We start from the raw sequence: 25,175 nt of genomic DNA, 5'->3' as shown, positions 1-25,175 counted from the left end.
CCACCTGATGGAGAAAACGGGTGATTGATAAAGCAATCATCGTTCTGGGAGCGTTAATTGCGTTGCTGGAGCTGATCCGCTATCTGCTGCAACTTTTGAACTGATAGCGGAAACGTAACTAAGGGCAAAGAGCTAACCCCTCTTTGCCCTTTAACACTCATGAAGTGCGATTAACGCATGGTAACGAACTCTTCTGCTGCCGTTGGGTGAATCGCAACGGTGTTATCAAAGTCTTTCTTGGTTGCGCCCATTTTCAGTGCGACCGCGAAGCCTTGCAGCATTTCATCCATTCCAAAACCAATACCGTGAATACCGACAATCTTCTCTTCCGGACCGACGCAAACCAGCTTCATGCGGCACGGCTGACGATGTGAAGTGACAGCGGTATACATCGCGGTAAACGATGATTTATACACTTTTACCTGGTCATCGCCGTGCTGTTCGCGAGCCTGCTGCTCGGTCAGGCCGACGGTGCCAATTGGCGGATGGCTGAAGACCACGGTCGGGATATTGCTGTAGTCCAGATGTTCGTCCGGTTTGTTGTTAAACAGACGCTCAGACAGGCGACGGCCCGCGGCAACAGCAACCGGCGTCAGCTCAACGGCACCGGTGTTATCGCCGACGGCATAAATTCCCGGCACGCTGGTGTTCTGATATTTATCAACGACGATGTAGCCTTTTTCGTTGGTTTTCACGCCAGTAACTGCCAGGTTGAAGTTATCGGTGGCTGGTTCACGACCAATTGCCCAAATCAGGCAATCTACCGTTTCGCTACGACCATCTTCCAGTTGCAGGGTCAGGCTGCCGTCAGCGTTTTTAACGACCGCTTTCGGAATCGCGTGAGTATGCAGAGTCGGGCCTTCGGCGTTCATCACCTCAACCAGCGTGTCGACGATCATCGGGTCGAAGCTGCGTAGCGGCGCGTGTTTACGCACGAACAGATGCGTTTGGGCACCCAGGCCGTTAATCACGCCTGCCAGCTCAACGGCGATGTAACCTGCGCCGACGACCGCAACGCGCTTCGGCAGTGCGGGCAGCTCAAAGAAGCCATCGGAGTCGATCCCGTATTCCACACCCGGAATGTTCGGATGGCTCGGGCGACCGCCGGTAGCAATCAAAATATGATCGGCAGTAATGGTTTCACCGTTCACTTCAATGGTTTTGGCATCCACAAAGCGGGCAAAACCTTTAATCACATCGACATTATTTTTGCCCAGCACATTGTCATACGAGGTATGAATACGATCGATATAAGCGGTACGCGTGGCGATCAGTTTATCCCAGTCGAACTTATTGATGGTGGTGTCGAAACCGTAATCCGGGCCGTACATGTGGATCGCTTCGCGAACCTGGGCGGCATGCCACATCACTTTCTTTGGTACGCAGCCCACGTTAACGCAGGTTCCGCCTAACTCTTTGGCTTCAATCAGTGCGCATTTCTGGCCGTACATTGCTGCACGGTTAATGGAGGCAATACCGCCGCTGCCGCCGCCAATAGCGATGTAATCATAGTGCTTGGTCATGACCGCTCCTTCATGTTCATTGTAGGGCGGAGAAGCGTTACGCCATCCGCCAAAATATTCGCGATTGTATACCTGATATTAAAAGGTTCCACCGATGGCTGCGATTACTCCGGCACGATCCAGCTTACCGAGGTATGACCGGTTCCTGCCGGAACCAGTTTGCTGTGCAACCACGGCAGAACGTTGTTCATCTGCTGCTCCAGCTTCCACGGCGGGTTAATCACAATCATGCCAGACGCTGTCATACCGCGCTGATCGCTGTCCGGGCGCACCGCCAGTTCAATTTGCAGAATTTTGCGGATGCCGGTGTCTTCGAGATCGTGGATCATGCGCTTGATTTGCTGGCGCAGAACCACCGGATACCACAGCGCATAGGTGCCGGTCGCGAAACGCTTGTAGCCTTCGTTAATACCGGTGACCACCGCCTGGTAGTCGCTTTTGATTTCGTAGGGTGGATCGATAAGGATCAGCCCACGACGTGAAACCGGCGGCAATTTTGCTTTCAGCTGCTGATAACCATCGGCTTTGGCCACGCGTGCGCGCTCATCTTTCTGGAATTCGCCGCGCAGCAGGGGAAAGTCGCTCGGGTGCAGTTCAGTTAATTGCAGGCTATCCTGTTCGCGCAGCAGCTGGCGAGCAATTAACGGAGAGCCCGGGTAGTAGCGCAACTGACCGCTACGGTTGAAATGTTGCACTACGCCAATGTAGGGTTCCAGTTCGGCAGGCAAATCGTCCTGCTGCCAGATACGGGCGATCCCTTCCAGATATTCACCGGTACGTTCGGCATGCTCACTGCTCAGCTGATAACGGCCAGCGCCAGCATGGGTGTCCAGATAGAGAAACGGTTTTTCTTTCTCTTTGAGCGATTCAATGATCAGGCTCTGGACGGTGTGTTTCAGGACGTCGGCGTGGTTGCCTGCGTGATAACTGTGGCGATAACTGAGCATGGGTAATGAAATTCCGCTGAAATGACGATTTGCCACAGTTTACAGCAGATCGGCACAGATTACCCGTAGGCCCGGTAAGCGCAGCACCACCGGGCGTCTTTCCGTCACGGTTAGCATTGAAATCCTCTACACTTAACCCCATTGTACAAATTAATATGCACAGCGCCGGATACGCGCTTCATTCACTCTTTTCAACAGGACCGCGCTAATGACCAATCCATTGCTGACTCCCTTCGAACTGCCGCCGTTTTCTAAAATTCAGCCTGAGCATGTCGTGCCTGCCGTCACTAAGGCGCTGAACGATTGCCGCGAAAACGTTGAGCGAGTGGTTGCGCAGGGCGCGCCGTACACCTGGGAAAATCTCTGCCAGCCGTTGGCGGAAGTTGACGATGTGCTGGGGCGTATTTTCTCTCCTGTTAGCCACCTGAACTCGGTGAAAAACAGCCCGGAACTGCGCGAAGCCTACGAACAAACGCTGCCGCTGCTGTCTGAATACAGCACCTGGGTTGGACAACATGAAGGCCTGTACAAAGCGTACCGCGACCTGCGTGATGGCGATCATTACGCCACCCTGAGTACCGCGCAGAAAAAAGCGGTCGATAACGCGCTGCGCGATTTTGAGCTTTCTGGTATCGGTCTGCCGAAGGAAAAACAGCAGCGCTATGGTGAAATCGCCACCCGTCTGTCTGAGCTCGGCAACTTGTACAGCAATAACGTCCTTGATGCCACGATGGGCTGGACGAAGTTAGTCACCGATGAAGCTGAGCTGGCTGGTATGCCGGAAAGCGCGCTGGCTGCGGCGAAGGCCCAGGCGGAAGCCAAAGAGCAGGCAGGCTATCTGTTAACGCTGGATATCCCAAGCTACCTGCCGGTGATGACCTACTGTGACAACCAGGGACTGCGTGAAGAGATGTATCGCGCTTACTCCACCCGCGCGTCTGACCAGGGGCCGAACGCTGGCAAATGGGATAACAGCCCGATAATGGAAGAGATCCTCGCGCTGCGCCACGAACTGGCACAGCTGCTGGGCTTTGAAAGCTACGCCTTTAAATCTCTGGCGACCAAAATGGCGGAAAACCCGCAGCAGGTCCTCGACTTCCTGACCGATCTGGCGAAACGCGCCCGTCCGCAGGGGGAGAAAGAGCTGGCTCAACTGCGCGCCTTCGCGAAAGCGAAATTTGGTGTTGATGAGTTGCAGCCGTGGGATATCGCTTACTACAGCGAGAAACAAAAACAGCATCTCTACAGTATCAGCGACGAGCAACTGCGTCCTTATTTCCCGGAGAACAAAGCCGTTAACGGTCTGTTTGAAGTGGTTAAACGTATTTATGGCATCATTGCCAAAGAGCGCACCGATGTTGACGTCTGGCATCCGGAAGTTCGTTTCTTCGAGTTGTATGACGAAAACAACGAGCTGCGCGGCAGCTTCTACCTCGACCTGTATGCCCGTGAACATAAACGCGGCGGGGCGTGGATGGATGACTGCGTCGGCCAGATGCGTAAAAGTGACGGCACGTTGCAAAAACCGGTTGCCTACCTGACCTGTAACTTTAACCGTCCGGTGAACGGTAAACCTGCGCTGTTTACCCACGATGAAGTGATTACCCTGTTCCACGAGTTCGGCCACGGTCTGCACCATATGCTGACCCGTATCGAAACCGCGGGCGTTTCCGGTATCAACGGTGTGCCATGGGATGCGGTCGAACTGCCGAGCCAGTTTATGGAAAACTGGTGCTGGGAGCCACAAGCGTTGGCGTTTATCTCCGGCCATTATGAAACCGGCGAACCGTTGCCGAAGGAACTGCTGGATAAAATGCTGGCGGCGAAAAACTACCAGGCGGCGCTGTTTATTCTGCGTCAACTGGAGTTCGGTCTGTTTGATTTCCGTCTGCACGCGGAATTTAACCCGCAGCAAGGGGCGAAAATCCTCGACACACTGGCCGAAATCAAGAAACAGGTCGCCGTGGTGCCGGGCCCAACCTGGGGCCGCTTCCCGCATGCCTTCAGCCACATTTTTGCTGGTGGCTACGCGGCGGGTTACTACAGCTATCTGTGGGCCGACGTGCTGGCGGCAGATGCCTTCTCTCGCTTCGAAGATGAAGGGATTTTCAACCGTCAAACCGGACAATCGTTCCTCGATAACATCCTCACCCGTGGCGGTTCTGAAGAGCCGATGGAACTGTTCAAACGCTTCCGTGGCCGCGAGCCACAGCTGGATGCGATGCTGGAGCATTACGGGATTAAAGGCTGATTTACCCGTCATACTTCAAGCTGCCTCTTCGGCAACTGCGCTCACTCACCCTGGTCACGTACTATTTGTACGTTCCCAGGGATTCCTTCACTTGTTGTCTTGATGCAACTCGAATTATTTAGGGTAAAGCGGAATTGAAAATCTGCTTAATTGATGAAACAGGCGCCGGAGACGGCGCCTTATCTGTTCTGGCCGCCCGCTGGGGACTGGAACACGATGAAGATAACCTGATGGCGCTGGTGATGACGACAGCACATCTGGAACTGCGCAAACGTGACGAACCTAAACTCGGCGGTATCTTCGTGGATTTCGCGGGCGGTGCGATGGCCCATCGGCGCAAATTTGGCGGTGGCCGTGGTGAAGCGGTGGCGAAGGCGGTCGGCATTAAAGGCGATTACCTGCCGGATGTGGTCGATGCAACCGCAGGGCTGGGGCGCGATGCGTTTGTACTGGCCTCGGTAGGCTGTCGCGTACGAATGCTGGAACGAAACCCGGTGGTTGCTGCGCTGCTTGACGATGGCCTGGCGCGCGGGTATGCCGACCCGGAAATCGGTCTGTGGCTGCAGGAGCGTTTGCAGTTGATTCACGCGTCGAGCCTGACGGCGTTAACCGATATCACACCGCGCCCGCAGGTGGTGTACCTCGACCCGATGTTCCCGCATAAGCAGAAAAGCGCGCTGGTGAAAAAAGAGATGCGTGTGTTTCAGTCGCTGGTGGGGCCGGATCTGGATGCGGATGGGCTGCTGGAGCCTGCTCGTCAGTTAGCCACCAAACGAGTGGTGGTGAAACGTCCGGACTACGCGCCGCCGCTGGCCGACGTGGCAACGCCGAACGCGGTAGTTACAAAAGGGCATCGGTTCGATATTTATGCGGGAACGGCATAGGCCAGATGGTTAGCAATAGTGCCCGATGGCGCTACGCTTATCGGGTCTACAGCTCAGTGCCGTTAGTAGGCCGGATAAGGCGGTAGCCGCATCCGGCATCACGGGTTAAACAAACGGTGCCAGCGGATCGGCAATCTCAAACGCTACCGCGCGGTCCGCCTTCGGCGGGTAAATCAGCTCGCTGACAATCGACACCTTCAGCTTCTTCGCTTCTGCACGCGTCAGTTTCACCTGCTGATCCCATCCTTCGCTATACACCGCACCCCAGGCACCGAGATCCAGGCAGGTGACGTAGTTTTCCTGACGATATGGCAGTGGTGTTATGTTTAACAGGTCTGCCGCGGCGTTATTACCGGCAAATTTACCCAACAAAATCGCGTGCTGGCAGGTCATCAGCGCATGATTGCCTTTGTCGTCGGTGGCGGCGTAGGCTACATCGCCAGTGGCGTAGATATCATCGTGACCCACAACCTGTAGATTGGCATTGACATGCAGACGGCCCTGGCGATCGCGCGGGGCGTTAATCTGTGCTGTCAGGCTATTAGCCTGAACGCCGACGGTCCAGATAACTGTCTGGGAAGAAATCACCTGTCCATCTTTCAGCGTTACGCCGCAGGCATCAACGCTTTCGACTTCCGCATTGACCAACCATTCAACGCCCAGTTCAGCAGAGGCTTCGATAATCACGTCGCGTAATTCCTGGCTCCAGCGTCCGCCCGGTTGAGCGCCGCGCTCAACTACGACAACTCTGGTCTTAGCATCAGCGCCCAATATTTCGCGCAAACGACCTGGTAATTCCAGCGCCATTTCAATGCCGGTAAATCCGCCGCCGCAGACCACTACCGTATTGCGAGCCTCACTTTCCGGTTGTAATGCCAGATCGTTAATGTGCTGCTCCAGTACGGCGGCGCTCTCAAGTTGGTCGAGGTCAAACGCGTGCTCGGCGGCACCGGTGACGGTGTCGCGGTTTACGTGACTTCCGCTGGCAAGCACCAGGCGGTCGTAGCGGCGCAGATGAATGTCACCGTTGGCATCTTTCCAGCTCACCTCTTTAGAGTCCGGGAGGATTTGCTCGACGTGACCTTGCAGGAAGTTGACGCCGGTAACGTCAAACAGCGGTTGCAGTGGTGCGACCAGCGTATGAACGGCGCTTTCATAAAAACGTGGGCGGACACGCAGCTCTGGCTGTGGCGCAATTACTGTAATATCAATGGCCTGCTGATGTTTATCCGCCAGTCGTGCGGCGCTTAATGCTGCCCACATACCGGCAAAGCCGGCGCCCACGATCAGAATTTGTTTACGCATTGGGGTTTTCTCACTGGTGACTACGAATTATTTACTCGGATTTTATTTGTCGTAGTTAAGAATTGCAATGCGATCGAGATCCTTTTTGCTTCAAAGGGTGAGGGTTTTTTATTATCTATTTGATAAATATGTATTTAAATTTTTATTGTGAAGAGGGGTTACTTTGCTGTCTGGAATGAGTGAAACGAAAAAGCTACAATAAACTCAGATTAATTTTGACTGAGATAAGAGAATGGCATTCTACAGTTCTGGGGTTGAGTACGGCATTCATAGCCTGATGTGTATGGTCGATAGTAAGGGCGACGCGAGGGATATGAGCGTGCGGGAAATTGCCGAACTGCAAAGTGTGCCATATGACTATCTGGCAAAAATTTTCACCCGTCTGTCCAAAGCGGGTCTGGTGCGCAGCATTGAAGGCAAGGGCGGTGGTTTCCAGTTAGCTAAACCTGCTGAACACATCACTGTGCTGGATGTGGTGAATGCTATTGATGGTGATAAGCGCATCTTTGAATGTCGTGAAATTCGCCAGCGGTTGGCGGTATTTGAGGAGCATCCACCAGAGTGGGCCTGTGAAGGCATTTGTGGTGTGCGTTCGGTAATGGACATGGCTCAGCAGCGGATGGAAGAAGCGCTCGGCCAGCATACGATTCTGGACTTGGCGCGCAAAATGTACCGCAAAGCGCCGGACACCTTTGTGGTGGAAGTGCAGGAGTGGATAGACGCGCGTAAAGGGTAGTGAGTGAAAATGCCGGATAGGGCAATAGCCGCCATCCGGCACTGAAGGTTATTGCTCGGTGCTCGACGTATTAATCATGCGGTTCAGCCATGGCACCATAATCGCCATCACCACCGTTACGGCCAGGGTCACCAGACCAATCTTACTGAAGACGTTGGTATAGATAGGCAGCGTTTGCAGCGGGTCGGTGATGTTCTCTGGTACGGCGGTGAATGTCGCGACATAACCCCCCATCAGGAAGGCTGCTGCCTGGGTCAGGAACCACATCCCGAGGATAAAGCCCATCAGGTGTTGTGGCACGAGAGCGGCGACCATAGCCAGCCCCAGGGCGCTAATCAGCAGTTCACCCAGGCTCTGGAACAGATACACCAGCACGATAAACCACGGCGACGTCAGCCCCTGCGCATCGGCAAACCACATTCCGGCTGCAGCGGCGGTCAGGAAACCCAGCGAGCACAGGAACATACCGAGCGTAAACTTCATCGGCATGGTCAGGTCTTTACCTTTGTTGCCCAGACGGGTATAGATTGCGGCCAGTACCGGACTCGCCAGTACCACCCAGAACGGGTTCAGCGCCTGGAAGCTTACCGGGTTGATGGCGAAACCAAGAATTTCATGGTGCACGTTATTGATAGCAAAGAAGTTCAGTGAAGTTGGCATCTGCGCGTACAGGACGTAGAACACCACCGCTTCCAGCATCAGGATAAAGGCCACGAACATTTTGTTGCGCCCGGTTTTATCCAGTTTGAAGGCCTGACGGAAGAAGATGATCGTCACGGCAATTGACAGGACGATCAGCACCAGGTTGGCAATCTGCACGTTGTGCATCAGCCAGGCGCAGATAAATACCATCACTACCGTTCCGCCCAGCACGCAGAATAGATTACGGAAATTCAGCGGCTTATGGTCCGGCTCTGAACCGATATTCTTCACCATTCCACGGCAGGCAAAGTAGACCAACAGCGCGACAATAAGCCCGGCCCCGCACAGATTATAGGTCACCGCATAGCCAAACTTATCGGCAATCACCGGTGCCAGCGACAACGACAGCAGTGAACCGATGTTAATCGACATATAAAACAGGGTGAAAGCACCGTCCAGACGGGCGTCTTTCGGTGGATAGCATTTTGACAGCAGGCTTGCCGGGTTGGCTTTAAACAGCCCATTACCGACGGCAATGGTACCCAAAGCAATAAAAATCAGGTCGGGCTTAAGCAGTGACATCCCGGTCATGAAGTAGCCGATCGCCAGCACAATGGCGCCGAGTACCAGCGTGCGCTTGGTACCTAACAGATGGTCGCCGACGTAGCCGCCGATCGAGATCAGGCCGTAGACCAGCGCGGCAAATGCACCAAAGGTGACAAATGCCTGTTCCTGCGAAAAACCGAGCTGCTTAACAAAAAATACCGCCAGGATGCCCTGAACGCCGTAATAGCCAAATCGTTCCCATAATTCCACAAAGAAGATCATGAAGAACGGACGAGGTTGCTGCAGCAAGCCCGTAGGTGCAGTTTTATTCATATTCCATCGCCTTTCAAAGCCATCCCGAAAAGTATGAACGCGTATGCTTAAACGCGCCGAAAAAGTCTTATTTTGTTATAGACTGCGGTTATTGGCCGCAGGAGTAGAGTATTATAGAGATAGTTTTCGATCCAATTAGTTGATCACACTAATTATGATTTATTTGTTGGGTTGATGTACTAATTGTGTCTGAATGATAAAAACAAAAACGCCCGCAAAGGCGGGCGTTTACAGGCTTAACGACTTGTAGCGCGTCGGGTTATCTCCCGACGGCCAGCGTTTTATGCTTCTTCGTCGTCACGCAGCGGAACAATCAGCATGTCGACGTGGACAGTGTTGATCAGTTGGCGCGCGGAGGACATTAGCTTGCTCCAGAAATCCTGGTGGTGACCACAAACGACCAGATCCATGTCGTATTTTTTGATGGCATCAACCAGAACCTGGCCCAGGTCGCCGCTACCGCTCAGGGTTTCGGTGATAGGGTAGCCTGCGTTGGTGGAAAGCTCGGTTAGCGCGTGGTGGGTTTCTTCAGAAATGCGTTTCTGCATGTCGCCCAGATTCACGTCGATAAGCCCGGTGTACAGGTCGGAATAGTTTACGTCAACGTGGATAAGGGAGACTTTAGCATTGTAAGGCCGCGCCATAGAGACCGCTTTTTCAACCAGAACTTTGCTTTCCGGAGAAAGATCAACCGCGATAAGAATGTGTTTATAAGCCATAGTGTTACTCCTTCCATAAGTTGTCGATGACTAGCCTGCTGGCGTTTACCTGCCGCCGCGTCATCCGCATCCTGCGAACCTTGCGCGCGGGGCTAGCCCAGTCGTAAAAACGTACCATATAAGGACTATCCTTACATTATAGCGACCAGGATAATCCGTCAATCCGCCTTGCTTGCCAAGCAGTTAAACAAATTTTTTAGTTAATTGCATTGATAGCGATTAACCTTCTGGCAAAAAAATTAACTAATCTCCTACACTATCTAGAGAGGCGTTCGGATGCGTGATACTAATACGAACGGTTCGGCTGTACTCTTCACTGAATGGTTTGGCAGGGTATCGGGGAGCGGTAGTCCCGGAAAGGAGTTCCGTGGGCGGGTCGCCGGGGAGGAGGTATGATAAGCACCATTGCATTGTTCTGGGCTTTATGTGTCGTTTGCATTGTTAATATGGCGCGCTATTTTTCTTCGTTACGCGCACTGTTAGTGGTACTTCGTGGTTGCGATCCATTGCTTTACCAGTATGTAGATGGTGGGGGCTTTTTTACCTCGCATGGGCAACCGAACAAGCAGATGCGTCTGGTGTGGTATATCTACGCTCAGCGTTACCGCGATCATCATGATGATGAGTTTATTCGCCGCTGTGAGCGGGTTCGCGGTCAGTTCATCCTCACCAGCGCGCTATGTGGCCTGGTGCTAATCAGCATGGTTGCGCTGATTATCTGGCACTGATGCCAACGACAGATACAAAAAAAGCGGGTCAGAAAACTGACCCGCTTTTTTACCGTGCATTCGCTTAGATAAGCTTCAGAGAGAGCCAGTAAAGCCCGCCGGAAAGAAGAATTGCGGCTGGCAGGGTGAAGACCCAGGCCATCAGAATGCTGGTCACCGTTTTACGCTGTAAACCGCCGCCATCAACAACCATCGTCCCCGCAACGGAAGAGGAGAGAACGTGGGTGGTGGAAACGGGCATACCGGTGTAACTGGCGAGACCGATAGAGACTGCGGCGGTCATCTGTGCCGACATCCCCTGGGCATAGGTCATGCCTTTCTTACCGATTTTCTCACCAATGGTGGTGGCTACGCGACGCCAGCCGATCATGGTACCAATGCCCAGCGCCAGTGCGACGGCCATAATGATCCAGATAGGCGCGTACTCAATGGTGCTCAGCATGTCAGCTTTCAGTTTCTTCAGCAGACGCTGATCGTCAGTGCTTACGCCAGGCAGCTTAACCACTTTATCGGTGGTATCAGAGATGCAGAGCATAATGCGACGCAGCTGACCACGCTGTTCGACGCTTAACTTGTCGTAGGTTTCCAGGTTCGCCAGCATACCTTTCGCACGTTCCAGCGCGTTGATGGTATTCGCCGGGTGGCAATGGAACTCTGTCGTCGTCGCTGGTGCCGCGTCCGTCGGGGACGGAATCAACTGGTCTACGCCTGTAGCCTGTTTAAGCAGGTCAGGACGCTGCTGGAAGAAGACTTCGACGTTATTGATGGCATCACGGGTACGGGTAATCTCGTAACCGGAAGCATTCATATTCACCACGAAGCCCGCAGGCGCTACGCCAATCAGCACCAGCATCACCAGACCAATGCCTTTCTGCCCGTCGTTAGCGCCATGAGAGAACGCCACGCCGATAGCGGAGAGGATCAGTGCAATACGCGTCCAGAACGGCGGCTTTTTCTTACCGTCTTTCTTTTCACGTTCTGCTGGCGTCAGGTGGATACGGGCACGTTTTTTTGTACCGCTCCAGTAGCGACGCAGAATGAAAATAAGACCGCCTGCAACCACCAGACCAACAATTGGCGAGATGATAAGCGAGGCAAAAATACCGATAACTTTCGGAATGTTAAGTGCATCTACCACAGAAGTGCCGGTCATCAGCGCATTGGTTAAACCAATACCGATAATGGCGCCAATTAGCGTGTGGGAGCTGGATGCAGGCAAACCAAAGTACCAGGTACCCAGGTTCCAGATAATTGCCGCCAGCAGCATGGAGAACACCATGGCGAGGCCATGTGACGATCCCATATTGAGCAGCAGATCCGTTGGCAGCATATGCACGATGGCATATGCCACGCTGAGACCGCCCAGCAAAACACCAAAGAAGTTGAACACCGCAGCCATGACCACCGCCAATTGCGAACGCATTGCACGGGTATAGATCACGGTTGCGACAGCATTGGCTGTATCATGGAAGCCGTTAATCGCTTCGTAGAACAGCACAAAAGCCAGAGCAAGCAATAGTAAAAGCCCGGTATGTAAATCCAGGCCAGCAAACAAATGTAGCATAGGACGTTACGCCATTTTGAGGACATGAACGCGGCGCATTATCAGTGACTTTGGCGGCGCGGGCAAAGTGAAATATAGAGTTTTTTTGATTTGTCTCCTGCTTTGTTTTACACCACTAAAGAATTATCCTATATATTTCAGTTAAATACCCTTTATCGGTAGTTTGGTGCTGGTGCGACCACTGAGGAATCTTTACAATTCATACCCGCTTTTTAGAGAGGATCGCAACGTGGAAAGGTTTGATACCGTTATTATAGGCGCTGGCGCAGCGGGTATGTTTTGTGCCGCGCAGGCAGGACAAGCAGGTAGTCGCGTACTGCTGATTGATAATGGTAAAAAGCCGGGGCGTAAGATTCTCATGTCTGGCGGGGGACGCTGCAACTTTACCAATCTTTATGTCGAGCCTGCCGCCTATTTGAGCCAAAACCCCCATTTTTGCAAATCGGCGCTGGCGCGTTACACGCAGTGGGATTTTATCGACCTGGTGGGCAAACACGGTATTGCCTGGCACGAAAAAACGTTGGGTCAGCTGTTCTGCGATGATTCCGCACAGCAAATTGTCGATATGCTGGTGGCCGAGTGTGAAAAAGGTAACGTAACTATGCGGTTACGTAGCGAAGTCCTGAGCGTCGAGCGAGAGGGTGATGATTTCATTCTCGAATTGAACGGGATGACCGTGGGCACGAAAAAGCTGGTTATTGCCTCTGGTGGTCTCTCTATGCCGGGGCTGGGCGCGACGCCGTTTGGTTATAAAATTGCCGAACAGTTCGGTCTGAACGTATTGCCAACGCGCGCAGGACTGGTGCCCTTTACGTTGCATAAGCCACTGCTGGAGCAGCTTCAGGTGCTCTCTGGCGTGTCGGTCTCCTCTGTTATCACCGCCGAGGACGGCACCGTTTTTCGTGAAAATCTGCTCTTTACGCACCGCGGGCTTTCTGGTCCGGCCGTACTGCAGATTTCCAGTTTTTGGCAGCCAGGCGAATTTGTCAGCATTAATTTGTTGCCGGATGTTGACCTTGCGAGCTTCCTCGATGACCAACGCAGCGCCCACCCTAATCAGAGCTTAAAGAATACGCTTGCTATGCAGTTGCCAAAACGGCTGGTGGAATGTTTACAGCAGTTAGGGCAAATCCCGGACGTCTCGCTGAAACAGCTTAACGTGCGCGATCAACAAACGCTGGTTGAGACGCTGACCGATTGGCGGGTGCAGCCGAACGGTACAGAAGGGTATCGTACCGCTGAAGTCACGCTGGGCGGCGTTGATACCAATGAGCTTTCATCGCGAACGATGGAAGCACGTAAAGTGCCGGGACTCTATTTTATCGGCGAAGTTATGGACGTTACCGGCTGGTTGGGAGGCTATAACTTCCAGTGGGCATGGTCGAGTGCCTGGGCGTGCGCGCAAGATTTAGCGCCAGCCTGACTGTGACGCCCGACAACCTGAGCTGCCGGGCGTTATCATTAGTTCAGACCAAGAAAGTGCTGGGCGATTTTAAAGTAGATAATTAACCCGGTACCGTCGATAAGCGTGGCGATAAACGGGGCTGAAACCACGGCGGGATCAATGCCGATACGCTTGAGCACCATGGGGATCACTGATGACACCACGGCGCTCCACAGCGTAATGCAAACCAGCGTCAGGCTGACGATCAGCGTGATTTCCATACCGATGCCCATCATCCACGCGCGCAAGCACCCTGCCAGGCCCAGCGTCAGAGCGATCAGCAGCGAAGTTGAAACTTCTTTGCGGATCACCCGACCCATATCGCGCAGCCGCACTTCTCCCAGCGCCATTGAACGTACCAGCGTCGAAGTGATCTGCGTACCGCTGTTGCCGCCAGTACCAATTAATAGCGGAATAAAAAAGGCCAGGGCAATTGCAGATTCCAGCGCCTCTTCAAAATGCTGAAGCACGCTGCTGGTATAGGCTTCTGCGACAAACAGCAGCAGGAGCCAGACCGAACGTTTTTTCCACAATGTCCACGGACTAATTTCCAGATAGGGTTTTTCCAGCGGTAGCGTGGCGCCCTGAAGCTGAACGTCTTCGGTAACATCATCTTCCTGTAGATGAGCGATCTCTTTTTCCATCAGACAACCGACCAGCTCACCTCTCTCAACGACAGCAACCAGATCGACTTCGCGTTCGGCTAACTCGGCAACGACCTGCGCCCGTTCATCATCAGGCTTTACATGAAATAAACAGCTGTCCATAAGATGGTTGATGTTCAGCGACGTATCTTTTTCCTGCAATAAGCGCTTGATGGATAACACCCCGCGCAGCGCTTTTCCAGCCACAACAAAGACCTGGCCTGGGATGTCATCCGTTGTGAGTTGGGAGACAAAGTACTCGCGAGCGCCGTTCACGCTGAGATGGTCCGGCAGAGTAATAAAATCGGTGCGCATATATTGGGCGATAGCGTCGCCATTGAAATCCGGCATAGGATGATGAGCGGCGCAGAGTGGCATAGATGACATGGTGTAATTCCCTATAAAAATCTCTCATAGGGGCGAACAAGACAGGGTTAGCACAGGCAGATCCCTACGTCCTGGTTTTAGCACTGAACAACGTATCTGTCCGATGGTGAAATCGTCAGAAGTTACCTTGGCAACACCTTGATTCGATGGATGCCTGTATTTCCCTGAGTGGTCTCTCTCGATACCAGCAGGGCGGTAACTTGTATTTGTACAGGAGCCTCGCCATAACGAGATCGGTAAATGAGCCGCTATTATAGGGATGCCTAATCATTGATTATGTTTATAGTTGCGATTGTTTATCAATCGTTGATATACGAAATATTTCTTGTGCCAGGGCTGAACTGGAAACGACAACCGAATAGACATATTGAATCCAGGTGTTAGTATTCAATAGACAGCAGTTATGAGTATGCGTGTTTCATTTCCGGCCAGGAACGCTGATGATGACAACATTAGTACCCGATTTCGCAGCATTTTCGTCACTCACTTCCTTCGCGGTGTGTGTTGCTATAACGCCTGCCCACACTCTGGCCATTATTTCTCATTCCTTCTCATCCCGGATGGAATCTCCCGCTGAATAGCTGTTTAGTGGGCTTTGTGACACGCATCGTTTGATAACAGGGATTACGGCGGGTCGGATATGGAAAAGATTAAGCGTCATCTGGTGTGGTGGGGCGCGGGTATTGTGGTGGTGGTTGCTGCAATAGCATGGTGGATGTTGCGTCCTGCGGGGATTCCGGAAGGTTTCGCGGCCAGCAACGGCAGAATAGAAGCTACCGAAGTGGATATTGCCACCAAAATTGCCGGGCGTATCGATACGATCCTCGTATCGGAAGGACAGTTCGTTCGTCAGGGCGAGGTACTGGCGAAAATGGATACCCGCGTGCTGCAGGAGCAGCGACTGGAAGCTGTCGCACAAATCAAAGAAGCCGAAAGCGCGGTGGCGGCGGCACGAGCGCTGCTGGAACAGCGGCAAAGTGAAATGCGCGCCGCGCAGTCGGTGGTAAAACAGCGCGAGGCGGAACTGCAGTCGGTCTCTAAACGTCACGTTCGCTCCCGTTCGCTATCCCTGCGTGGGGCTGTATCCGAGCAACAACTGGATGACGACAGGGCTGCGGCTGAAAGCGCTCGCGCGGCACTGGAATCCGCAAAGGCGCAGGTCTCTGCGGCAAAAGCCGCAATTGAAGCCGCTCGTACCAGCATCATTCAGGCGCAAACCCGCGTAGAAGCCGCGCAGGCCACCGAACGTCGCATAGCCGCTGATATTGATGACAGCGAGCTGAAAGCCCCGCGCGATGGTCGCGTGCAGTACCGTGTCGCCGAACCGGGCGAGGTGCTTTCCGCGGGCGGTCGCGTACTGAATATGGTCGATCTCAGCGATGTCTACATGACGTTCTTCTTACCTACCGAACAGGCAGGTTTATTGAAGATTGGCGGTGAAGCTCGCCTGGTGCTGGATGCCGCGCCGGATCTGCGTATTCCGGCGACCATTAGCTTTGTGGCTAGTGTTGCGCAGTTCACACCGAAAACGGTCGAAACCAGTGATGAACGGCTGAAGCTGATGTTCCGCGTTAAAGCGCGTATCCCGCCAGAGCTGTTGCAGCAGCATCTGGAGTACGTGAAAACCGGTCTGCCGGGCATGGCGTGGGTGCGTGTTGATGAAAATCGCCCCTGGCCTGACGACCTGGTGGTGAGGTTGCCGCAATGACGCATCTGGCGCTGGTTCCCGTTCCTCCCGTGGCGCACCTTGACGGCGTGAGTCAGCATTACGGGAAAACGGTCGCGCTGAACAACATCACGCTGGATATCCCTGCCCGCTGTATGGTGGGGCTTATTGGCCCGGATGGCGTCGGAAAATCGAGCCTGCTGTCGCTCATCTCCGGCGCGAGGGTCATTGAACACGGCAACGTGATGGTGTTGGGCGGCGATATGCGCGACCCAAAACATCGACGGGATGTCTGCCCGCGCATTGCCTGGATGCCGCAGGGGTTAGGGAAAAACCTGTACCATACGCTGTCGGTGTATGAGAACGTCGATTTCTTTGCCCGGCTGTTTGGTCATGATAAAGCGGAACGCGAAGCGCGGATTACCGAGCTGCTGAACAGCACCGGCCTGGCACCGTTTCGCGACCGTCCCGCCGGGAAACTCTCGGGCGGGATGAAGCAAAAACTGGGGCTGTGCTGCGCGTTAATCCACGACCCGGAACTGTTAATTCTCGATGAACCCACCACCGGGGTCGATCCGCTGTCCCGCGCCCAGTTCTGGGATCTAATTAACAGCATTCGCCAGCGGCAGACCAACATGAGCGTGCTGGTTGCGACCGCTTACATGGAAGAAGCCGAGCGCTTTGACTGGCTGGTAGCGATGAACGCCGGGGAGGTGTTAGCCACCGGGAGCGCCCAGCAGCTACGCGAACAAACCAACAGCAACACGCTGGAGCAGGCGTTTATCGCGCTGCTACCTGAAGCCCAGCGCCAGGCACATAAGCCGGTGGTGATCCCGCCGTATCACGCTGAGCAGGAAGAGATTGCCATTGAGGCGAAAGACCTGACTATGCGCTTCGGTAAGTTTGTCGCCGTTGACCACGTTAACTTTCGTATTCCGCGCGGGGAAATCTTCGGTTTTCTCGGCTCCAACGGCTGCGGTAAATCCACCACCATGAAGATGCTCACCGGTCTGCTACCCGCAAGCGAAGGTGAGGCCTGGTTGTTTGGGCAAGCGGTTGACCCGAAGAATATCGATACCCGCCGCCGGGTGGGCTATATGTCGCAGGCGTTTTCGCTCTACAGCGAGCTGACCGTCCGGCAAAACCTCGAACTACACGCGCGGCTGTTCCATATCCCCGAAGCGGAAATCCCCGGGCGTGTACAAGAGATGAGCGAGCGTTTTTCGCTGACCGATGTCGAAGACGCGTTGCCCGGCGCGCTGCCGTTGGGGATCCGTCAACGCCTGTCGCTGGCGGTGGCGGTGATCCATCGCCCGGAAATGCTCATTCTTGATGAGCCGACCTCCGGGGTCGATCCGGTGGCGAGGGACATGTTCTGGCAACTGATGGTCGATCTGTCGCGGCAGGACAAAGTGACCATTTTTATCTCCACCCACTTTATGAACGAAGCGGAGCGCTGCGACCGGATGTCGCTGATGCACGCCGGAAAAGTGCTGGCCAGCGGCACGCCGCAGGAACTGGTGAAACAGCGTGGCGCTGCCAGTCTGGAAGAGGCGTTTATCTCCTGGTTACAGGAAGCGGCAGGCCCGGCACCGGAAGCTCAGTTACCGCCAGCCAATGTTCCGATAGCGCATGAAAATAGTCAGCCGCCGCGGCAGGGCTTTAGCCTGCGGCGGTTGTTCAGCTACAGCCGCCGTGAAGCGCTGGAACTACGACGCGATCCGGTACGTTCAACGCTGGCGCTGATGGGCACAGTGATCCTGATGCTGATCATGGGCTACGGCATCAGCATGGATGTGGAAAATCTGCGTTTTTCGGTGCTCGATCGTGACCAGACCGTCAGCAGCCAGGCGTGGACGCTGAATCTGGCGGGATCGCGCTATTTTATCGAACAGCCGCCGCTCACCAGTTATGACGAGCTGGACAAACGGATGCGTTCGGGCGAAGTGGCGGTAGCAATAGAGATCCCGCCAAACTTTGGCCGCGATATCGCGCGTGGCACGCCGGTGAAGATTGGCGTCTGGGTCGATGGCGCAATGCCGAGCCGTGCTGAAACGGTCAGAGGCTACGTACAGGCGATGCACCAGACCTGGCTGCAGGACGTGATGGCGCGGCAACCCAATTCCAGTGGGCAAAACGGGCTGATGACCATTGAAACTCGCTATCGTTACAACCCGGATGTAAAGAGTCTGCCGGCGATTGTTCCGGCGGTGATCCCGCTGCTGCTGATGATGATCCCCTCGATGCTCAGCGCCCTCAGCGTAGTGCGTGAGAAAGAGCTGGGGTCGATTATCAACCTGTACGTTACGCCCACGACTCGCAGCGAGTTTTTACTCGGCAAACAGTTGCCGTACATCGTGCTGGGCATGCTGAACTTCCTGCTGCTGTGTGCGCTGTCAGTTTTTGTGTTCGACGTCCCGCATAAGGGGAGTTTTTTAACCCTGACGCTGGCCGCGCTGTTGTACGTCACCATTGCCACCGGGCTGGGTCTGTTAATTTCCACGTTTATGAAAAGCCAGATCGCGGCCATTTTTGGTACGGCGATTATTACGCTGATCCCGGCGACGCAGTTTTCCGGGATGATCGATCCGGTCGCCTCGCTCGAAGGGCCTGGACGCTGGATTGGTGAAATTTACCCGACCAGCCATTTTCTGACCATCGCGCGTGGGACGTTTTCTAAAGCGTTGGATCTGACCGATCTCTGGCAGCTGTTTATTCCGCTGGCGGTAGCCATTCCGGTGGTGATTGGTCTGAGCGTATTACTGCTGAAAAAACAGGAGGGGTGATGCGCCGATTACGCAATATTTATAACCTCGGTATCAAAGAGTTGCGCAGCCTGCTGGGTGACAAAGCGATGCTGACGCTGATCGTCTTTGCCTTCACGATTTCGGTTTATTCTTCCGCGACCGTCCTGCCGGGTTCGCTGCATTTGGCTCCGATTGCTATTGCCGATATGGACCAGTCGCAGTTGTCGAACCGGATTGTGAACAGCTTTTATCGCCCGTGGTTTTTACCGCCGGAGATGATCACCGCTGATGAGATGGATGCCGGACTGGACGCCGGGCGCTACACCTTCGCCGTGAACATTCCACCTGATTTTCAGCGTGATGTGTTGGCCGGTCGGCAGCCGGATATACAGGTTAACGTCGATGCCACGCGGATGAGCCAGGCCTTTACCGGCAACAGCTATATCCAGAATATCATCAGCGGCGAGGTGAACAGCTTTGTGGCGCGTTACCGTGACAACAATGAGCCGCCGGTGGCGTTGGAAATGCGTATGCGCTTTAACCCTAATCTGGAACCTGCCCGCTTTGGCGCGGTGATGGCGATTATCAACAACATCACCATGCTGGCGATCGTGCTTACCGGGTCGGCGCTGATCCGCGAGCGCGAGCACGGGACAATAGAACATCTGCTGGTTATGCCGGTGACGCCGTTTGAGATCATGATGGCAAAAATCTGGTCGATGGGTCTGGTGGTGCTGGTGGTTTCCGGTTTATCGCTGATGCTGATGGTAAAAGGCGTGCTCGGCGTACCCATTGAAGGTTCGATACCACTGTTTATGCTGGGCGTGGCGCTGAGCCTGTTCGCCACCACCTCGATCGGAATTTTTATGGGCACGCTGGCGCGCTCTATGCCGCAACTGGGGTTACTGATGATTCTGGTACTGCTGCCGCTACAGATGCTCTCTGGTGGTTCTACACCGCGTGAAAGCATGCCGCAGGCGGTGCAGGACATAATGCTGACTATGCCAACTACCCATTTTGTCAGCCTCGCTCAGGCGATACTTTACCGCGGCGCTGGGTTTGGCATCGTCTGGCCGCAGTTCCTGACGCTGTTGGCGATTGGCAGCGCGTTCTTCCTGATAGCGCTGCTGCGCTTTAGAAAGACGATTGGCACGATGGCGTAATTGGTTGGCTTCATATCTTGACTGCATTGTATGCTGTTATAATATGACTTCAAAGGATGAAGTCATAAGGACATGCGATGAAGGAAAAAGTGTTGTCTTTACGCAAAAAGCAAAAGAACACGCTGGATCAGCTTTTTAAAGCACCGACGCCGCAGGGAATCAAGTGGTCGGAAATTGAGTCACTGATCAAGGCGTTAGGTGGCGAAATCAAAGAAGGACGAGGCTCGCGATGTAAATTTCTTTTAAATAAGAGCATTGCGAGTTTTCATAGACCACATCCTTCTCCGGATACAGATAAAGGCGCGGTCGAAAACGTACGTGACTGGTTAACAAGTATAGGGGTAAAACCATGATCAAACCCAAAACGCCAAACTCAATGGAAATCGCCGGTCAACCTGCGGTGATTAATTATGTCCCTGAGCTTAATGCGTTTCGCGGTAAGTTCCTGGGATTGTCAGGCTATTGTGATTTTGTCTCTGACAGCATTCAGGGGCTGCAAAAAGAGGGGGAGATCTCCTTACGAGAGTATCTTGATGATTGCTCTGCCGCAGGGATAGAACCTTACGCAAACCCGGAAAAGCTGAAGACGTTTACTCTGCGCTATCCAGAGTCTTTCGGAGAACGTTTAAGTTTTGCGGCAGCGGAAGAACAGGTATCAGTTAATACATGGATCATCGAAACGCTCAGCAAAAGTCTCAAACAGGCATAGTTGCTAGTTGGTTTGCTCATTATTGCCAGGGGGGCTTCGCTTGCCTGGCCTACAAACGGTAACGGAGTAGGCCGGATAATGCGTAGCCGCCATCCGGCAACGAAACAGGCAATTACTCTTCTTTCGGCAGGCACTGCAAATGACCGTGGCGCACGCCGCGCTGGGAGATCACGTCATCGGCAAAATGCTGTACATCGCCCATGTCGCCTTTTAGTACGGCGATTTCCAGGCAGTCGTCATGGTTGATGTGCACGTGCAGCGTGGCGACCGATAAATCGTGGTGGTGGTGTTGGGTAGAAACAATGCGGCTCGCCAGGTCACGCTTCTCATGCTCATAAACATACGAGAGCACCGCGAAGCCCTGAGTGCCGTGCTCCTGAGTGGTTTCCTGCGCCAGTGCGCCGCGCAGAATATCGCGGATCGCTTCGGAACGGTTGTTGTAGCCACGGCGCTGACTCAGGCCGTCGAGCGTTTCTAATAAATCGTCATCAAGTGTGATGGTGATACGTTGCATCAGATTTCAACCTTACGATATTGCGCGGCGGCGCACGGGAATGAAAACATTACAGCCTGTGTACGGCGTCGGCGGTCAGGGTAAATGGCGTGGGGGTGCAAACCGCCAGGCTCAGGGTATCGATCTGGCACTGGCTGACGGAGAGTGAGGAGGTCAGGGCGGTACTGTCGACGCTGACGATTTGCCAGGCACTGCCGCCGCGCTGTTTCACGATAGCTTCTTTACGCGTCCAGATGCGCCAGAACGCCGCCAGCTGTTGCTCCGGGTGTTCGGCTTCAACTTCAGCGTGTTCCCCAAGACTGAATACCGTATTTGCCAGCGTTTGCCAGTTATCGCGCGGGCGAATAACTTCAATATCGCAGCCGACTTCCCCTTCGTCGCTGAGCAGCAGGACGATGTCATCGCCGCTGTGGCTGAGATTGAACCACAGCGGCGTGTCGGCGGAAAAGGCCGGTTTTCCTTGCTCGCCATAGATGATGTTCGGTAATGGCGAAAGGGCATGGGAAAGCAGCACGCGACCTGCCAGCCAGCGCGCACGGCGAACACCTTGCGGCGCTTGCTCTTTCATCGCGGCAGGCAGTTCGCCAGCGCTTAAAACAGAAACTTTCCCAAGAACGATCCGGTACATATCAGGACTAACCTTTAGTAATAATGGGGTTGTGTACCACTCTTCACATGCTGTTTGCAAGTTTATCCCGGTAATCGACTTTTGGGCCTGCCGGGTCCAAGCAAAATTGCCAGTTTGCTGCCGCCTGTGGTCGTTTCCATCCAGATTTTACACACGCTGGTTAGCGGCACGGAGAGCAGCATGCCTACCGGGCCGAGCAGCCATCCCCATACCAGCAAAGAGAGGAAGACGATAAGCGTCGATAATCCCAGCCGATGCCCCATCATGCGGGGTTCGAGGATATTGCCAATAACCATATGCACCACCAGGAACAGCGCACCAACCAGTACGCATTCGTAAATGCCGTTGAACAGCAGCGCCTGGATCATGGGCGGGACGGCGGAAATGACCGAGCCAATGTTGGGCACGTAGTTTAGCAGGAAGGCCAGCACGCCCCACATCAGAGCAAACTGAATCCCCATCAGTGCCAGACCCAGCCAGATGATGGCACCGGTCCATAAGCTGAGCAACGTTTTCAGTGCCAGATAGTGAGATACGCCCTTGAGCGCCCGATGCAGCCCCGCAATATGGATTTGTGGGTTGTTCAGCGAAAAGCGCAGCTTATAAGGAACATGACGTACCTCAAACAGCATAAAGACGACCGTCATCACCAGCAGAACGACGCTGGCCATGGCGCCGGAAAGACTTGTCATCAGCGTGGTGGTGAAGGTCATTATTTTGTCGGAGTCCATGCGTTGTAGCATGCGCTCCGGGGACATATGCAGATTTAAAAAGGGAACCATCTCTTGCAGATGCAGGACCTTACGTGTCAGCTCCTTGTTATATTTGGGTAGCATGGCCATGAATTCCGTAATCGAAGACGCGAGGACGCCGATAAGTGCCGTGAGGACGAACAGCATCACCACCACTACGAGCGTAATGGCAACCGGGCGACGTACTCCCCGGCGAATAAACCAGGCGACCAGCGGATTCAATACAATGGCAAAAAAGAGGGCCAGCAGCAGTTGCACAATGATATCCGCCGCGGCATGAATACCGGCGAGGATCACCACCAAAGCAGCCAGTTTGAGTAAAATGTGCAAACCCGTTTTATCGGGCTGAGCGGTTGTCATATTTTCTTCCTGTTTGCGTTTTTGCATTAAGTGTAGCGGCTGGCTTGCGGCTGAGATTCCTAAACTGACTGCTGATTTCTGCGCGGCAACATGGTAGAAATGAAACACTGTTGTGAAAACGTGGTGACCCTCCATGCCCGAACCCGTCGCTGAACCGACGCTGAGCGGTTTACGCCTTAACCTGCGCATTGTCTCTGTGGTGATGTTCAACTTCGCCAGCTATCTGACCATCGGCCTGCCGCTCGCGGTCTTGCCGGGCTATGTCCATGATGTGATGGGGTTCAGCGCCTTCTGGGCTGGGCTGGTTATCAGCCTGCAATATTTCGCTACGCTGCTGAGCCGTCCGCATGCAGGTCGCTATGCCGACCTGCTGGGGCCAAAGAAAATTGTGGTATTCGGACTGTGCGGCTGTTTTTTAAGTGGTCTGGGCTATTTGCTGGCGGGATCAACGAACGGCTGTCCGTTGGCTAGTCTGCTGCTGCTGTGTCTGGGGCGGGTGATTCTCGGGATCGGGCAAAGCTTTGCCGGAACTGGCTCTACGCTGTGGGGCGTGGGGGTAGTTGGCTCAATGCACATCGGACGGGTGATTTCCTGGAATGGCATCGTGACCTATGGCGCGATGGCGATAGGCGCGCCGCTGGGCGTTCTGTTTTATGCCTGGGGGGGCTTACAGGGGCTGGCGCTGACCGTGATGGGCGTGGCGCTGGTGGCGATACTGCTGGCGCTCCCTCGTCCTGCGGTGAAGGCCAGCAAAGGCAAACCGTTGCCGTTTCGCGCGGTGCTCGGGCGCGTCTGGTTGTACGGTATGGCGCTGGCCCTGGCCTCCGCTGGATTTGGGGTGATCGCCACGTTTATTACCCTGTTTTATGATGCCAAAGGCTGGGACGGCGCAGCTTTCGCGCTGACGCTTTTTAGCTGCACATTTGTCGGCACTCGACTGTTGTTCCCAAATGGTATCAACCGTTTAGGCGGGCTGAATGTGGCAATGATCTGCTTTAGCGTCGAGATTGTCGGGCTGCTGCTGGTCGGGATGGCTTCCATGCCGTGGATGGCGAAAATCGGCGTTCTGCTGGCTGGGGCTGGGTTCTCACTGGTTTTCCCGGCGCTGGGCGTGGTCGCGGTAAAAGCCGTCCCGCAGCAAAATCAGGGCGCTGCGCTGGCGACCTACACGGTGTTTATGGATTTATCGCTGGGGGTTACCGGGCCGCTGGCTGGGTTGATAATGACGTGGGCGGGCGTGCCGGTTATCTATCTGGCGGCAGCTGGGCTGGTGGCGGTGGCGCTATTGCTGACCTGGCGGCTAAAAAAACGGCCTCAGGTGGTGTCACCGGAGGCCGCGTCATCGTCTTAACCGTTACTGGATAACCAGCGTGTTAATGATGTTTTCTGCGGTAGTCTGCGCTTTTTGCTGATCGTCAGCAGGCAGCGTGATTTGCAGGGTCAGCAGTTGATTGTCCACTTTACCCAGCACTACGGAAGAGTAAGCGGTCTGGCCTTTGGCTGAGATGATGCTGTCTAACTGCTGCAGCGTGTGGCCTTTCAGCTCAATAGATTTATTGGTGACGACCTGCAACTGTGGGTCGCGGCTACGCTGCTGATCTTCCAGACGTTTTGCCAGCACGGCCAGGTCTTCGTTGGTGTTGTCGCCAACAATCACAATCACCGCTTTCTGGCCGGTTGCGTCAGAATAGACGTGCATATTGTTCGCCTGGGTGCCCAGCTTGCCGCTCTGATCGGTCATATCCGCTGGCAGGGAAAAACTGAGTTTGCCGTCCAGCAGGCTGACCGGTTGTCCGCTGGCGCTACTTTCTGCGGCAGCACCCTCGGCTGGCGCTTTTGTATCGCTATTATCACAGGCTGCAAGCCCCATAACCAGCAGGCCAATACCGACATATTTAACCAGATTGCGCATTGACTTCTTCCTTTCGATAAACGGCCATAACGGCTCATTCGTCCATCTTATCACAACTCGGAAAATGAACC

At 54.2% G+C, this 25,175-nt stretch carries 23 protein-coding genes and 1 riboswitch; of the genes, 12 read left to right on the top strand and 11 right to left on the bottom strand.

All coding sequences use genetic code 11. From position 1 onward, the window contains the following. The first annotated feature begins 20 nt into the window (after positions 1-20). Entirely contained in the window at positions 21-104 is an 84-nt protein-coding gene (gene dinQ / locus OGX66_RS03615) for a damage-inducible type I toxin DinQ (protein WP_003837776.1), read from the top strand. Between the two features lie 66 nt (positions 105-170). On the opposite strand, the gene gorA is transcribed toward dinQ, so the two are convergent. Together gorA and OGX66_RS03605 are read right to left on the bottom strand one after the other, a co-directional pair. Next, complete coding sequence (gene gorA, locus OGX66_RS03610) at positions 171-1,523, bottom strand: glutathione-disulfide reductase (RefSeq protein ID WP_003837777.1); 1,353 nt, start codon at positions 1,521-1,523, stop codon at positions 171-173. A 104-nt stretch (positions 1,524-1,627) separates the two neighbouring features. Further along, entirely contained in the window at positions 1,628-2,470 is an 843-nt protein-coding gene (locus tag OGX66_RS03605) for a 23S rRNA (adenine(2030)-N(6))-methyltransferase RlmJ (RefSeq protein WP_003023347.1), read from the bottom strand. Between the two features lie 208 nt (positions 2,471-2,678). Here OGX66_RS03605 and prlC point away from each other — a divergent pair, with 208 nt between their 5' ends. After that, complete coding sequence (gene prlC, locus OGX66_RS03600) at positions 2,679-4,721, top strand: oligopeptidase A (RefSeq protein WP_088902979.1); 2,043 nt, start codon at positions 2,679-2,681, stop codon at positions 4,719-4,721. A 134-nt stretch (positions 4,722-4,855) separates the two neighbouring features. Beyond that, a complete protein-coding gene (rsmJ, locus tag OGX66_RS03595; RefSeq protein WP_088902980.1) occupies positions 4,856-5,605 on the top strand; it encodes a 16S rRNA (guanine(1516)-N(2))-methyltransferase RsmJ in 750 nt (249 codons plus the stop codon). 105 nt (positions 5,606-5,710) lie between these two features. Here the strand turns inward: rsmJ and OGX66_RS03590 are convergent, their stop codons facing one another. Further along, entirely contained in the window at positions 5,711-6,910 is a 1,200-nt protein-coding gene (locus OGX66_RS03590; RefSeq protein ID WP_088902981.1) for an NAD(P)/FAD-dependent oxidoreductase, read from the bottom strand. Between the two features lie 232 nt (positions 6,911-7,142). Here OGX66_RS03590 and OGX66_RS03585 point away from each other — a divergent pair, with 232 nt between their 5' ends. Beyond that, positions 7,143-7,646: an RrF2 family transcriptional regulator gene (locus tag OGX66_RS03585; RefSeq protein WP_003023361.1), complete on the top strand. Its 504-nt coding sequence runs from the start codon at positions 7,143-7,145 to the stop codon at positions 7,644-7,646. Between the two features lie 48 nt (positions 7,647-7,694). Here OGX66_RS03585 and dtpB read toward each other — a convergent pair whose 3' ends face one another. Further along, on the bottom strand, positions 7,695-9,167 hold the full coding sequence (gene dtpB, locus OGX66_RS03580) for a dipeptide/tripeptide permease DtpB (protein ID WP_270932819.1): 1,473 nt from the start codon (positions 9,165-9,167) through the stop codon (positions 7,695-7,697). A gap of 281 nt (positions 9,168-9,448) precedes the next feature. Continuing rightward, positions 9,449-9,886 (bottom strand): universal stress protein UspA, encoded by a 438-nt coding sequence (uspA, locus tag OGX66_RS03575; RefSeq protein ID WP_003023368.1) that lies wholly within the window; start codon positions 9,884-9,886, stop codon positions 9,449-9,451. Positions 9,887-10,278: 392 nt separating this feature from the next. Between uspA and uspB the strand changes: the two genes are divergently transcribed. Next, on the top strand, positions 10,279-10,614 hold the full coding sequence (uspB, locus tag OGX66_RS03570) for a universal stress protein UspB (RefSeq protein ID WP_003023371.1): 336 nt from the start codon (positions 10,279-10,281) through the stop codon (positions 10,612-10,614). A gap of 64 nt (positions 10,615-10,678) precedes the next feature. On the opposite strand, the gene pitA is transcribed toward uspB, so the two are convergent. Further along, positions 10,679-12,178, bottom strand: a complete 1,500-nt coding sequence (pitA, locus tag OGX66_RS03565) for an inorganic phosphate transporter PitA (RefSeq protein ID WP_003023373.1) — start codon at positions 12,176-12,178, stop codon at positions 10,679-10,681. Positions 12,179-12,407: 229 nt separating this feature from the next. On the opposite strand from pitA, the gene OGX66_RS03560 reads away from it, so the two are divergent. Further along, positions 12,408-13,601 carry a BaiN/RdsA family NAD(P)/FAD-dependent oxidoreductase gene (locus OGX66_RS03560; RefSeq protein ID WP_057101814.1) on the top strand — a complete coding sequence of 398 codons (1,194 nt, stop codon included), beginning with the start codon at positions 12,408-12,410 and terminating at the stop codon, positions 13,599-13,601. 38 nt (positions 13,602-13,639) lie between these two features. Here the strand turns inward: OGX66_RS03560 and OGX66_RS03555 are convergent, their stop codons facing one another. Further along, on the bottom strand, positions 13,640-14,653 hold the full coding sequence (locus tag OGX66_RS03555) for a magnesium transporter (RefSeq protein ID WP_057101813.1): 1,014 nt from the start codon (positions 14,651-14,653) through the stop codon (positions 13,640-13,642). A gap of 55 nt (positions 14,654-14,708) precedes the next feature. Then, positions 14,709-14,892: riboswitch (M-box (ykoK) riboswitch) on the bottom strand. A gap of 401 nt (positions 14,893-15,293) precedes the next feature. Here OGX66_RS03555 and OGX66_RS03550 point away from each other — a divergent pair. The 5 genes from OGX66_RS03550 (at position 15,294) to OGX66_RS03530 (ending at position 20,938) form a co-directional block, all read left to right on the top strand. Beyond that, positions 15,294-16,361: an HlyD family secretion protein gene (locus tag OGX66_RS03550; RefSeq protein ID WP_003023381.1), complete on the top strand. Its 1,068-nt coding sequence runs from the start codon at positions 15,294-15,296 to the stop codon at positions 16,359-16,361. Next, the gene (rbbA, locus tag OGX66_RS03545) at positions 16,358-19,105 is read left to right on the top strand and encodes a ribosome-associated ATPase/putative transporter RbbA (RefSeq protein WP_003846160.1); all 2,748 of its coding nucleotides are present in this window, start codon (positions 16,358-16,360) and stop codon (positions 19,103-19,105) included. The genes OGX66_RS03550 and rbbA overlap by 4 nt, the downstream gene beginning before the upstream one ends. Next, positions 19,105-20,229: an ABC transporter permease gene (locus tag OGX66_RS03540; protein ID WP_003837801.1), complete on the top strand. Its 1,125-nt coding sequence runs from the start codon at positions 19,105-19,107 to the stop codon at positions 20,227-20,229. The genes rbbA and OGX66_RS03540 overlap by 1 nt, the downstream gene beginning before the upstream one ends. A 77-nt stretch (positions 20,230-20,306) precedes the next feature. After that, positions 20,307-20,582, top strand: a complete 276-nt coding sequence (locus tag OGX66_RS03535; protein WP_003837806.1) for a type II toxin-antitoxin system HicA family toxin — start codon at positions 20,307-20,309, stop codon at positions 20,580-20,582. Next, positions 20,579-20,938, top strand: coding sequence for a type II toxin-antitoxin system HicB family antitoxin (locus OGX66_RS03530; protein ID WP_003837808.1), 360 nt, complete (start codon positions 20,579-20,581; stop codon positions 20,936-20,938). Before OGX66_RS03535 ends, OGX66_RS03530 begins: the two co-directional genes overlap by 4 nt. Positions 20,939-21,050: 112 nt before the next feature. On the opposite strand, the gene nikR is transcribed toward OGX66_RS03530, so the two are convergent. From nikR to OGX66_RS03515, 3 genes are all read right to left on the bottom strand, one after another. Next, positions 21,051-21,452, bottom strand: a complete 402-nt coding sequence (gene nikR, locus OGX66_RS03525) for a nickel-responsive transcriptional regulator NikR (RefSeq protein WP_003023387.1) — start codon at positions 21,450-21,452, stop codon at positions 21,051-21,053. Positions 21,453-21,501: 49 nt separating this feature from the next. Further along, entirely contained in the window at positions 21,502-22,080 is a 579-nt protein-coding gene (acpT, locus tag OGX66_RS03520; RefSeq protein WP_003023390.1) for a 4'-phosphopantetheinyl transferase AcpT, read from the bottom strand. A 62-nt stretch (positions 22,081-22,142) separates the two neighbouring features. Beyond that, positions 22,143-23,192, bottom strand: coding sequence for an AI-2E family transporter (locus tag OGX66_RS03515; protein ID WP_003023393.1), 1,050 nt, complete (start codon positions 23,190-23,192; stop codon positions 22,143-22,145). Between the two features lie 133 nt (positions 23,193-23,325). Between OGX66_RS03515 and OGX66_RS03510 the strand changes: the two genes are divergently transcribed. Beyond that, positions 23,326-24,543 carry an MFS transporter gene (locus OGX66_RS03510; protein WP_103798319.1) on the top strand — a complete coding sequence of 406 codons (1,218 nt, stop codon included), beginning with the start codon at positions 23,326-23,328 and terminating at the stop codon, positions 24,541-24,543. 3 nt (positions 24,544-24,546) lie between these two features. On the opposite strand, the gene OGX66_RS03505 is transcribed toward OGX66_RS03510, so the two are convergent. Then, entirely contained in the window at positions 24,547-25,104 is a 558-nt protein-coding gene (locus OGX66_RS03505) for a DcrB family lipoprotein (RefSeq protein WP_003837816.1), read from the bottom strand. Between the last annotated feature and the right edge of the window lie 71 nt (positions 25,105-25,175).

It is taken from the genome of Citrobacter sp. Cf072 (assembly GCF_030334485.1).
Lineage (GTDB): Bacteria > Pseudomonadota > Gammaproteobacteria > Enterobacterales > Enterobacteriaceae > Citrobacter > Citrobacter freundii.
The sequence above is the reverse complement of the archived record's forward strand: the minus strand, read 5'-3'. Positions and strand labels throughout refer to the sequence as shown.